Raw genomic sequence first — 12,524 nt, 5'->3', positions numbered from 1 at the left:
ATACCGAAGAATTGTGAATCAGTTGAAAGGAAGAAAAATGATTTTAATTACAGGGGCAAATGGCCAATTAGGAACGGAACTTCGCTATTTATTGGACGAGCGTAATGAAGAATACGTTGCTGTTGATGTGGCTGAGATGGATATTACCGATGCAGAAATGGTGGAGAAAGTTTTTGAAGAGGTGAAACCGACTTTAGTTTACCATTGTGCGGCCTATACAGCTGTTGATGCAGCAGAGGATGAAGGGAAAGAAATGGACTTTGCCATCAATGTTACGGGGACAGAAAATGTCGCCAAAGCATCCGAAAAGCATGGTGCAACTCTAGTCTACATCTCTACCGATTATGTATTTGACGGTAAGAAACCAGTTGGACAAGAGTGGGAAGTGGATGACAAACCAGATCCTCAAACTGAATATGGTCGTACTAAGCGTATGGGAGAGGAGCTTGTAGAAAAACACGTTTCAAACTTCTATATTATCCGAACTGCCTGGGTTTTTGGAAATTACGGCAAAAACTTCGTGTTCACAATGCAAAATCTTGCTAAAACTCATAAGACCTTGACAGTTGTAAATGATCAGCACGGGCGTCCGACTTGGACTCGTACCTTGGCTGAGTTCATGACTTTTCTAGCTGAAAATCGCAAGGAATTTGGTTATTACCATTTGTCAAATGATGCGACAGAAGACACAACTTGGTATGACTTTGCGGTTGAAATTTTGAAGGATACAGATGTTGAAGTCAAGCCAGTAGACTCAAGTCAATTTCCTTCCAAAGCTAAACGTCCACTAAACTCAACAATGAGCCTGGCTAAAGCTAAAGCTACTGGATTTGTCATCCCAACTTGGCAAGATGCCTTGAAAGAATTTTACAAACAAGACCTTAAAAAATAAATGTTGAAATATTGCTATAAAGTATATTTTGAACTAGAGATATTTCAGGATTAGTGCCGTATCACTCATGCTAAAGGATGAAATGGTTTTATTAGAGAAGTCGAACTATGTGTGATAGACACTCGCACTAGGAAATAGATTTATAGAATTTTCTTTTGGATAGTTGCGGAAAATAGGACCAGTTTTCCAGTAATTTTATAAAAAGGCGGAGGAGGTAAAAACTCAATTTGAAGATAAAATTGAGTAAATTTTTCCGTTATAAAACGCATAGTATCAAGTTTTTTTGAACATCTGATATTATGCGTTTTCTTATTTTAAGGGGGCGTTTGCCCAGCCGTTTTCTTTTTATTTACCCACCGATGAAATCGTCGGATAATTATAAAAATTCAAGAAAAAGCTTGGTTAAATGTTAGAAAATTCGAGCACGAATGTATTTTTTGTGTTATAATATTCTGTGAGTAGTTATGCCTTGGTGTAGCTATTAAAAATAGAAGTGTGAAACTGGTAAGATAGAGAGGACGCAGTGTAATGACTAGGAATGGTTTTTTTACAGGCTTAGATATCGGAACTAGCTCTATTAAAGTGTTGGTTGCAGAGCTTGTAAATGGTGAAGTAAATGTAATTGGCGTAAGTAATGCCAAAAGTAAAGGTGTCAAAGATGGGATTATCGTTGACATCGAAGCAGCAGCGACTGCTATTAAGTCTGCAATTTCTCAAGCAGAAGAAAAAGCAGGAATTTCAATCAAGTCTGTAAACGTTGGTTTGCCAGCTAATTTGCTACAAGTTGAGCCAACTCAGGGCATGATTCCGGTGACATCAGATACAAGAGAAATTACAGATCAAGATGTTGAAAATGTAGTTAAATCAGCTTTGACTAAAAGTATGACTCCAGACCGTGAAGTTATCACCTTTATTCCAGAGGAATTTGTCGTAGATGGATTCCAAGGAATTCGTGATCCTCGCGGGATGATGGGTGTGCGTTTGGAAATGCGCGGTCTCTTGTACACTGGCCCACGTACGATTCTCCATAATCTTCGTAAAACTGTAGAGCGTGTAGGCATTCAAGTTGATAACGTGATTATTTCACCTCTTGCAATGGTTCACTCTGTCTTGAATGAAGGTGAACGTGAGTTTGGTGCGACTGTTATCGACATGGGTGGTGGCCAAACGACGGTTGCCACTATTCGCAACCAAGAACTTCAATATACAAATGTCAACCAAGAGGGTGGCGATTATGTTACAAAAGACATTTCAAAAGTTCTCAAGACTTCTAAGAAAATTGCAGAAGGTCTAAAATTGAACTATGGAGAAGCTTATCCACCACTAGCTAGCAAGGAAACTTTCCAAGTTGAAGTGATCGGTGAAGTTGAACCAGTTGAAGTGACTGAAGAATACTTGGCTGAGATTATTTCGGCAAGACTTAAGCACATTTTTGAGCAAATTAAGCAAGATTTGGAAAGACGTCACCTATTAGACTTGCCAGGAGGTATTGCTTTGATTGGTGGAAATGCCCTCCTTCCAGGTGTCGTTGAATTGGCCCAAGAAGTATTTGGAGTCCGTGTTAAGTTATTCGTACCAAATCAAGTTGGGATTCGTAATCCTGCTTTTGCCCATGTCATTAGCTTGTCAGAATTCGCTGGAAGCCTTACTGAAGTGAATGTTCTAGCTCAGCGAGCAATTCGAGGGGAACATGCTTTAAGCCACCAGCCACTTGACTTTAGAAGTTCAGCTCAACCTGTTTCACCTGTTTCTCCACGACCAGTATTTAATACAGTGACAACACCTGAGCCTGAAACAAACCAATCTGTTGAACCAGTAGCTCCTCTTCAATCGGAAGAAAAGAGCAGAGGTAAATTAACGGATCGTTTCCGTAGCTTGATTGGAAGCATGTTTGACGAATAAAATAGAGGAATATAAATATGACATTTTCATTTGATACAGCAGCAGCACAAGGTGCAGTAATTAAAGTAATCGGTGTCGGCGGTGGTGGTGGAAATGCCATCAACCGTATGGTTGACGAAGGCGTTTCTGGAGTTGAATTTATCGCAGCCAACACAGATGTACAAGCTTTGAGCAGTACAAAAGCTGAGACAGTTATTCAGCTCGGCCCTAAATTGACTCGCGGACTTGGTGCAGGAGGTCAACCTGAAGTTGGTCGTAAAGCTGCGGAAGAAAGCGAAGAAGTATTGACAGAAGCAATCAGCGGTGCTGATATGGTCTTCATCACTGCTGGTATGGGTGGTGGTTCTGGTACAGGTGCTGCACCAGTTATCGCTCGTATTGCAAAAAGTCTTGGTGCTTTGACAGTCGGTGTTGTTACTCGCCCATTTGGTTTTGAAGGAAGCAAACGTGGACAATTTGCTATCGAAGGGATTAACGAACTTCGTGAGCATGTTGATACACTCTTGATTATCTCAAACAACAACTTGCTAGAAATCGTTGACAAGAAGACTCCACTTCTTGAAGCATTGAGTGAAGCAGATAACGTTCTTCGTCAAGGTGTGCAAGGGATTACAGATTTGATTACAAATCCTGGTTTGATCAACTTGGACTTTGCAGACGTTAAGACTGTTATGGCCAATAAAGGTAACGCCCTTATGGGAATTGGTATCGGTAGCGGTGAAGAACGTGTTGTAGAAGCTGCTCGTAAAGCAATCTACTCACCACTTCTTGAAACAACTATTGATGGTGCTGAGGATGTTATCGTTAACGTAACTGGTGGTTTGGACTTGACTTTGATTGAAGCTGAAGAAGCATCAGAAATTGTGAACCAAGCAGCTGGGCATGGAGTTAACATCTGGCTTGGAACATCTATTGATGAGACAATGAAAGACGAAATCCGCGTGACGGTTGTTGCGACAGGAGTACGTCAGGATAAAGTTGAGAAAGTTGTAACTCCTCAACCACGCCAAGCAACACACCGCGAACCTGCTCGAACTAGTCATGCGCAGACTTTTGATCGTAATTTTGATATGGCTGATACAGCAGAAATTCCAACTCCAAGTTATCGTCGTCAAGAAGCTCCAAAGGCATCAGCTTTTGGTGACTGGGACTTGAGACGCGATGCTATCGTTCGTCAAGGAGAGCCAGTTGTTTCTCCAGTGGAACGTTTTGAAGTTCCAGCAGCTACGGATGAAGATGAGTTGGAAACACCACCATTCTTTAAAAATCGTTAATGAAGATGAATTTAAAAGAAAATACGAACCTTGTTTTTCAACAGATATCGAATGCAGTTCAGGAAGCTGGTCGTGAAAACGACTCGGTTTCTGTGATTGCGGTGACCAAATATGTAGATGTTGAAACAGCCTCAGCTTTGGTTTCGCAAGGAGTGCAACACATTGGTGAGAACCGTGTTGATAAATTTCTTGACAAGTATCATGCTCTAAGTGATAAGAATCTTACCTGGCATTTGATTGGAACCTTACAGAGACGTAAAGTCAAGGAAGTGATTTCTTATGTGGATTATTTTCATGCTTTAGATTCCTTAAAGCTAGCTCAGGAAATTCAAAAACGAGCAGACCACAAGATTAAGTGCTTTTTGCAAGTAAATATTTCTAAGGAAGAGAGCAAGCACGGTTTTTCGAAAGAAGAATTGTTAGCCCTCTTACCAGAACTTTCAGAATTAGACCAGATTGAGTATGTGGGACTGATGACCATGGCTCCATTTGAAGCAACTAGTCAAGAGTTACTAGAGATATTTAAAGAAACGCAAGAATTGCAAAAAACCATTCAAGAAAAACATCTCCCCAATATGCCGATGACAGAACTCAGTATGGGTATGAGTCGAGACTTCAAAGAAGCGATTCAATGTGGTTCAACTTTCGTTCGAATCGGCACAGCATTTTTTAAGTAGGAAATAACCATGTCACTAAAAAATAAATTTGAAAAGTTTATAGATTATTTCACTGAAGATGGAGAAGAAGTGGCACCAAACGTTGCTGAATTAAAGCCTGAAAAAACGCTAACATCAGTTTCTGCCCCCATGGAAGAACTTCCACAAGCTCAACAACTTCCCCAGCCTTCACAAGTGAATTCAAAGGAAAAAAATATTACGCGCCTTCATGCTCGTCAGCAAGAATTAGCGATGAAGAGTCATCGTAGTACAGAAAAGGTAACTATTGATGTTCGTTATCCTCGTCGCTACGAAGATGCAACGGATATCGTTGATTTACTAGCAGGCAATGAAAGTATTTTAATCGATTTCCAATACATGACTGAAGTACAAGCGCGTCGTTGTCTAGACTATTTAGATGGAGCTCGTCATGTACTTGCTGGTGAATTAAGAAAGGTTGCAAATACCATGTACCTTTTGACACCGGTAGGCGTTGTGGTTAACATCGAAGATATTCGTTTGCCAGAGGGAACTCATGGTGAAGAGTTTGATTTCGATATGAAGAGAAAACGAGTGAGATAATGATATTTCTAGTTCGCTTTATTCAAAACGCTACAGATATCTATTCTATGATACTTGTAGCGTTTGCTCTCTTATCCTGGTTTCCAAATGCCTATGAGACTAGAGCAGGTCGTTTGTTGACTAATTTAGTCAAACCGATTCTTCAACCCCTGAGACGTCTGCCACTAAGTATTGGTGGTTTAGATTTTTCAGTCTGGGTGGCTGTCGTTTTAGTTCATTTGCTTGGAAACTATCTGATCCGTTTTCTTTTAATACTAGCATGAGAAAAGACATCTATCAGCATTTCTCAGTCGAGGATATTTCCTTTATTGATAAAGGCTTGGAGTGGCTAAGGCAGGTAGAAGAGCATTACGCTTCCATCTTAACTCCCTTTATCAATCCCCATCAGGTCTTTATCTTAAAGACATTGGGAAATCATCAAGGGATTCAAGTTTTTTCTAGCAATGATTTTGTAGCTACTGAGTATAGTCGTGTACTACTTGCACCAGATTATTTCATACCGACTTTGACGGATTTTGAAATGGAATTGCTTGAGATTGTTTATTCTAGCAAGTTTGACCAATTGACACATTCCAAGATTTTAGGAACTGTTCTGAATCGTCTGGGAATCGATCGCAAGTTGTTTGGTGATATAGTGGTAACGGAAAATAGAGCTCAAATCATTGTAGACCAGAAATTCACTTCCCTCTTCCAAGACGGGATTCAAAAGATTGCCAATCTACCTGTCAAGCTAGAAGTCGTATCTTTTGAAAATCTGATAGAGGCCGAGAATGATTATCAGGAAAAGGAAGTTTTAGTTCCGAGTATGCGCTTGGATGCTTTCTTGTCAAATGTTCTGAAATTGTCTCGCTCTCAGACAGCTGAGTTATTAGAAAGAAAATATGTTCAGGTAAATTACCATCTGGTTGAAAAATCTGATTATCAAGTTAAGATTGGTGATTTAGTAAGTGTCAGGCGTTTTGGAAGGATTAGTGTTCTGAGAGAAAATGGTCAGACAAAAAGGGATAAGAAGAAATTGACAATACAATTATTATTAAGTAAGTGAGGGGAAAATATGCCAATTACATCGTTAGAGATTAAGGATAAAAGCTTTAGTACTAAGTTTAGAGGTTTTGATCCTGAAGAAGTTGATGAATTTCTCGATATTGTAGTTCGAGACTATGAAACATTGGTTCGAAGTAACCATGATAAAGAGCAACAAATTAGAAATTTAGAAGAGCGTTTGTCTTATTTTGATGAGATGAAAGATTCATTGAGTCAGTCTGTGTTAATTGCTCAAGATACTGCTGAGCGAGTTAAACAAGCAGCTACTGAACGCTCTCATAATATCATTCATCATGCTGAACAGGAATCACAACGTTTGCTTGATGAAGCTAAGTACAAGGCAAATGAAATTTTACGTCAAGCAACTGATAATGCTAAGAAGGTTGCGATTGAGACAGAAGAACTGAAGAATAAGAGTCGCGTCTTCCATCAACGTCTCAAATCTACAATTGAAAGTCAACTGGCTATCGTTGATTCATCTGATTGGGAAGAAATTTTACGTCCAACAGCAACTTATTTACAAACCAGTGATGAGGTCTTTAAAGAGGTGGTTAGAGAGGCTTTGGGGGAAAATATTTCAGCATTTCATGAGGAGGAAGCCAATGATTTGACTCGTCAGTTTTCACCTGAAGAGGTTGCTGAGCTCCAAGCACGTATAGAAGCAACTAATCGTGAATTGATGGAAGCACAGGATGAATCAACTTTATCTGACTTATCTTCGTTAGTAAATAATGAAATGAGTTCTGAGTCTAAAGAGGATTTAGAATAACACTTTCTCAACATTTGTAATTGTAAAATCTGAGAACAATATCTTATCAAATATATTTTTAGCGAGTAGGCGATGGTGGAAGTCCTACAATCCCTGTTGATTAGATTATCCTCTCAAGTTATCAAGTCTGAAGTTAGTAGGATTTGACGTTCCCCACGTTACGGGAAAAGAGGGAGAAAGACTAGTTCTTTTTCCGAACAAAGGTGGTACCACGATTTTCGTCCTTTTTAGCGAGTCGTGGTTTTTATTTTGTCTATATAAAAAAGGAGATATCATGAAACTCAAAGAAACTTTAAATCTTGGGAAAACAGACTTCCCAATGCGTGCAGGACTTCCAACCAAAGAGCCAGTATGGCAAAAAGAGTGGGAAGAAGCAAAATTGTATCAACGTCGTCAAGAGTTGAATGAAGGGAAACCTCACTTCACTCTTCATGATGGGCCTCCGTACGCTAACGGAAATATCCACGTTGGTCATGCTATGAACAAGATTTCAAAAGATATCATTGTTCGTTCTAAGTCTATGTCAGGATTCTACGCGCCATACATCCCAGGTTGGGATACACATGGTCTGCCAATCGAGCAAGTCTTGGCAAAACAAGGTGTCAAACGCAAAGAGATGGATTTGGTTGAATACTTGAAACTTTGCCGTGAATACGCTCTTTCTCAAGTAGATAAACAACGCGAAGACTTCAAACGTTTGGGTGTTTCAGGTGACTGGGAAAATCCATATGTAACCTTGACCCCTGACTATGAAGCAGCGCAAATCCGTGTCTTCGGTGAGATGGCTAACAAGGGATACATCTACCGTGGTGCCAAGCCAGTTTACTGGTCTTGGTCATCTGAGTCAGCTCTTGCTGAAGCAGAAATTGAATACCACGACTTGGTTTCAACTTCTCTTTACTATGCCAATAAGGTTAAAGATGGTAAAGGTGTCCTAGACACTGATACTTACATCGTTGTTTGGACAACAACTCCATTTACTATCACTGCTTCTCGTGGTTTGACGGTTGGAGCAGATATTGATTACGTTTTGGTTCAACCTGCTGGCGAAGCTCGCAAGTTTGTGGTTGCCGCTGAATTGTTGAACAGCTTGTCTGAAAAATTTGGCTGGGCGGATGTTCAAGTTTTGGATACATACCGTGGTTTAGAATTGAACCATATCGTGACAGAGCACCCATGGGATACAGCAGTAGATGAACTCGTTATTCTTGGTGAACACGTTACAACAGACTCAGGTACTGGTATCGTCCATACAGCTCCTGGTTTTGGTGAGGACGACTACAATGTTGGTATTGCTAACGGACTTGAAGTTGCTGTGACAGTTAACGAACGCGGGCTTATGATGGCTAATGCTGGTGCTGAGTTTGAAGGCCAATTCTATGATAAGGTTGTTCCAACGGTTATCGAAAAACTTGGTGATTTTCTTCTTGCTCAAGAAGAAATCTCTCACTCATACCCATTTGACTGGCGTACCAAGAAACCAATCATCTGGCGTGCCGTGCCACAATGGTTTGCTTCTGTATCAAAATTCCGTCAAGAAATCTTGGACGAAATTGAAAAAGTGAAATTCCATTCAGAATGGGGTAAAGTCCGTCTTTACAACATGATTCGTGACCGTGGTGACTGGGTCATCTCTCGTCAACGTGCTTGGGGAGTTCCTCTTCCAATCTTCTACGCAGAAGACGGCACACCAATCATGACAGCTGAAACGATTGAACATGTAGCTCAACTCTTTGAGGAACATGGTTCAATTATCTGGTGGGAACGTGATGCTAAAGACCTCTTGCCAGAAGGATTTACACATCCAGGTTCACCAAATGGTGAGTTCAAGAAAGAAACAGACATCATGGACGTTTGGTTCGACTCAGGTTCATCATGGAATGGTGTCGTGGTTAACCGTCCAGAACTCAAATACCCAGCCGACCTCTACCTTGAAGGTTCTGACCAATACCGTGGTTGGTTCAACTCTTCTCTTATCACATCTGTGGCTAACCATGGTGTGGCACCATACAAACAAATCTTGTCACAAGGTTTTGCCCTTGATGGTAAAGGTGAGAAGATGTCTAAATCTCTTGGAAATACCATTGCTCCAAGTGATGTTGAAAAACAATTTGGTGCTGAAATCTTGCGTCTCTGGGTAACAAGTGTTGACTCAAGCAACGATGTGCGTATCTCTATGGATATCTTGAGCCAAGTCTCTGAGACTTATCGTAAGATCCGTAATACCCTTCGTTTCTTGATTGCTAACACATCTGACTTTAACCCAGCTGAGGATGCAGTAGCTTACGAAGAACTTCGTTCAGTTGATAAGTACATGACCATCCGCTTTAACCAACTTGTTAAGACCATTCGTGACGCTTATGCAAACTTTGAATTCTTGACAATCTATAAAGCCCTAGTGAACTTTATCAACGTTGATTTGTCTGCCTTCTACCTTGATTTTGCTAAAGATGTTGTCTACATCGAGGGTGCCAAATCACTTGAACGCCGTCAAATGCAAACTGTCTTCTACGATATCCTTGTAAAAATCACCAAACTCTTGACTCCAATCCTTCCTCACACAGCAGAGGAAATATGGTCATATCTTGAGTTTGAAGCTGAAGACTTCGTTCAATTATCAGAATTGCCAGAAGCTCAAACATTTGCTAACCAAGAGGAAATCTTGGACACATGGGCAGCCTTCATGGACTTCCGTGGACAAGCTCAAAAAGCCTTGGAAGAAGCTCGTAATGCAAAAGTAATCGGTAAATCGCTTGAAGCTCACTTGACTGTTTATCCAAATGAAGTAGTGAAAACTCTTCTTGGAGCTGTTGATAGCAATGTTGCTCAACTCTTGATCGTCTCTGAATTGACTATCGCAGAGGGACCAGCTCCAGAAACTGCTGTTAGCTTCGAAGATGTAGCCTTCACAGTAGAACGCGCTGCAGGTGAAGTTTGTGATCGTTGCCGCCGTATTGATCCAAGTACAGCAGAACGTTGCTACCACGCAACCATCTGTGACCACTGTGCAAGTATCGTAGAAGAAAACTTTGCGGATGCAGTCGCAGAAGGATTTGAAGTTAAATAATGCTGTCACTGCTTACTAGATATACGAATGCAGTAACAATAACGTAATTACTGGCGAGGGTGGTCCAAAAGTTAATTTGAATAGAAACCAATAGCACTCTCCAACATTAAACGCATAATATCAAGACTTTTTAAGTCGTGGTATTATGCTTTTTTTCTTGTAATGCCCTTTTTACTAAGTATTTTTTTTGTACAGTGGATTGAATCCAGAATAGTAGGCTATGGATTCTATAGTAGATTGAACTTAGAATAGTACGCTACGAATTCTAACATTTTTAAAAATTATTTTGACTTTCCTAATCGATTTGTTCATATCTTATTTCAATCCACTATATTTTCATACTCCGTTATAGTAGATTGAATATTGAATAGTACACTGTTGCTTCTAAAACATGGATAAAAATCACTCTGATTTCCCTAGTCAATTTGTTCAGATTTGATTTCATTACACTATAAAATAAAATTGCACTTTTTGTTAGCAGGCTGCTTAAGAAATATCTAAGTCCGTGTGTAAATTTGGAATTCTAGCAGCTAATCAACGTATTCTAGGAGGATAAGGAAGAGTTTCTAACAAAACATAAAATATATATGTTTGTGTAGTTAAAATTTCTGCTCTTTTTGATTTTAAAAGAACATCAAGTTTTTAAGAAAAAAACTAACAAAATAGAGAAAAACTATATTTAGATATTATAAAAACTTATATGTATATATTTGGAATGTAATAAACTGAAAGAAATTTAAAGAATAAATTTGATTTATCTAAGTAAAAAGATTATAATAAAATTGTATTTATAATACTACATAAACACAAAAGGAGAAATAAATATGTATTTTAATCGTAAAAATGCAGAACAAAAGAATTGGCGTATGATCAAAAAAGGAAAACATTTCCTTTTCGGTTGTTCGCTTGTTTTTGCGGTTGGGGCTGCTTTGGTAGCACCATCAGTCAAAGCAGATACAAAAACAGATACAGTAGAAGCTAAACCAGAAACTAGCTCTACAACAGATGGGACTAAGCCAGTTGTATCTGAAGAGAACCCAACTTATGCAGCTCCAGCTGTAGAAGTGGCACCAGTAGTAGCAACTGGAGAAAAAGCTGAAAAACCAGTTGAACCTACTCAAAATTCTGAAGAAGAACCAGTAGTTGCGACTGAAAAAGCTAAGGAAGCAGACAGCATCCAAGCTCCAGAAGTGACTGTTGTTTACAATCCAGCAGCACTGACTGATGAAGAAAAAGCAAAAGTTGTGGCAGCTGTTAAGGCAGCAAACCCTACAGCAACTGATGTTCAAGTCCAAGCAGACGGCTCAGTAGTTGTTGCTTTTGCAGATGGGTCAAGAGCAAACTTGACAGCAGCACAAACGATCAAAGATGGTTCTTTAGTAGCTAAACCACGTACTAATCGTGCACTACGAGCAACAGCACCACGAGCATCAGAAGGGGCTGAAAACCTTGAGTATACAAATAAAAAAAGGGGCGAGGTTGTTGTTGATGATTATATGAAGATTTCTTACAAAGTTGATAACGCTAAAAATGTCATTCATTGGACAACTGTTGTTAATGGCGGGCGAGTTGGAAATGCAGCAAGCGGATATACCTACTTTACTGTACCAAAAGACTCAGTAGGTACTCCAACTAACTGGAATATTGTGCAGACTGATAAAAATGGCAAAGTCATGAGTACCCGTACTGACTGGAAGAATAATGATGGTTCTTATGTCATGGGGGCAAAAGGTAAAACGAACGTCTATACTGGCGATGAGATGACTAAGAAACTAACGCAATACTACAAAAATATTGGCAATCCAGCGCTAAAAGGAAAAGAGGCAAAAGCAGCAGCTCAGGCAGCAGCGCGTTCACAGGCTTTATATACACTAACAGCAGATGTTGCAGGAGGTTGGCTAGGTAAAAATCCAAGTTGGACTATTACTTATGATACACCAATTCTTGATAAGTCGAAACCACTTGATTATGTAGCGGGATTACAAGGTACAGGTGGTGCTGTTGGTGCAAAAACCGAGATTATGACTGGTTATATGGATAACTTCATAGATAATGCAAGTTCAAAATTCCAAGCAGTAGCAGTCAAAGAAAACTACACTGCCAAAGTTGGTGGAAGTTTTGCTGCTGATCCAGCTACTTATGTAACCAATAAAGCTGGAACACCAGAATTCCCAAATAACTACCGTGGTGCAACAAGCTTCAAATGGAAAGACGGTCAAGCACCAACTGCTACAGAAGCAGGTACTTACACTAAAACAGTAGTAGTCACTTACCCAGCACATTACAAACAAGCTCCACAGGAAGTTACGATTACATTTGAAGTAAAAGACCCACGTAG

The 12,524-nt window shown here is 39.8% G+C and carries 10 protein-coding genes; all 10 read left to right on the top strand.

What is annotated here, in order from left to right:
- Positions 1–37 precede the first annotated feature (37 nt).
- Positions 38–892 carry a dTDP-4-dehydrorhamnose reductase gene (rfbD, locus tag O3658_RS05945; RefSeq protein ID WP_371560004.1) on the top strand — a complete coding sequence of 285 codons (855 nt, stop codon included), beginning with the start codon at positions 38–40 and terminating at the stop codon, positions 890–892.
- 528 nt (positions 893–1,420) lie between these two features.
- Positions 1,421–2,794: a cell division protein FtsA gene (ftsA, locus tag O3658_RS05940; protein WP_371560002.1), complete on the top strand. Its 1,374-nt coding sequence runs from the start codon at positions 1,421–1,423 to the stop codon at positions 2,792–2,794.
- A gap of 17 nt (positions 2,795–2,811) precedes the next feature.
- On the top strand, positions 2,812–4,068 hold the full coding sequence (gene ftsZ, locus O3658_RS05935; RefSeq protein ID WP_371560000.1) for a cell division protein FtsZ: 1,257 nt from the start codon (positions 2,812–2,814) through the stop codon (positions 4,066–4,068).
- Between the two features lie 5 nt (positions 4,069–4,073).
- On the top strand, positions 4,074–4,745 hold the full coding sequence (locus O3658_RS05930; RefSeq protein ID WP_075227282.1) for a YggS family pyridoxal phosphate-dependent enzyme: 672 nt from the start codon (positions 4,074–4,076) through the stop codon (positions 4,743–4,745).
- A gap of 9 nt (positions 4,746–4,754) precedes the next feature.
- On the top strand, positions 4,755–5,306 hold the full coding sequence (locus O3658_RS05925) for a cell division protein SepF (RefSeq protein ID WP_075231297.1): 552 nt from the start codon (positions 4,755–4,757) through the stop codon (positions 5,304–5,306).
- On the top strand, positions 5,306–5,569 hold the full coding sequence (locus tag O3658_RS05920; RefSeq protein WP_248035607.1) for a YggT family protein: 264 nt from the start codon (positions 5,306–5,308) through the stop codon (positions 5,567–5,569). The genes O3658_RS05925 and O3658_RS05920 overlap by 1 nt, the downstream gene beginning before the upstream one ends.
- Entirely contained in the window at positions 5,566–6,351 is a 786-nt protein-coding gene (locus tag O3658_RS05915; RefSeq protein ID WP_371559998.1) for an RNA-binding protein, read from the top strand. Before O3658_RS05920 ends, O3658_RS05915 begins: the two co-directional genes overlap by 4 nt.
- Positions 6,352–6,360: 9 nt before the next feature.
- Complete coding sequence (locus O3658_RS05910; protein ID WP_371559997.1) at positions 6,361–7,119, top strand: DivIVA domain-containing protein; 759 nt, start codon at positions 6,361–6,363, stop codon at positions 7,117–7,119.
- A 274-nt stretch (positions 7,120–7,393) separates the two neighbouring features.
- Positions 7,394–10,186, top strand: coding sequence for an isoleucine--tRNA ligase (gene ileS / locus O3658_RS05905; protein WP_371559995.1), 2,793 nt, complete (start codon positions 7,394–7,396; stop codon positions 10,184–10,186).
- Positions 10,187–11,010: 824 nt separating this feature from the next.
- Positions 11,011–12,524: KxYKxGKxW signal peptide domain-containing protein (locus tag O3658_RS05900; protein ID WP_371559993.1), on the top strand; the 1,514-nt coding region annotated here is incomplete at its 3' end.

Source organism: Streptococcus sp. 27098_8_69, from assembly GCF_041432445.1.
In the GTDB taxonomy this organism is placed as follows: Bacteria; Bacillota; Bacilli; order Lactobacillales; family Streptococcaceae; genus Streptococcus.
The sequence above is the reverse complement of the archived record's forward strand: the minus strand, read 5'-3'. Positions and strand labels throughout refer to the sequence as shown.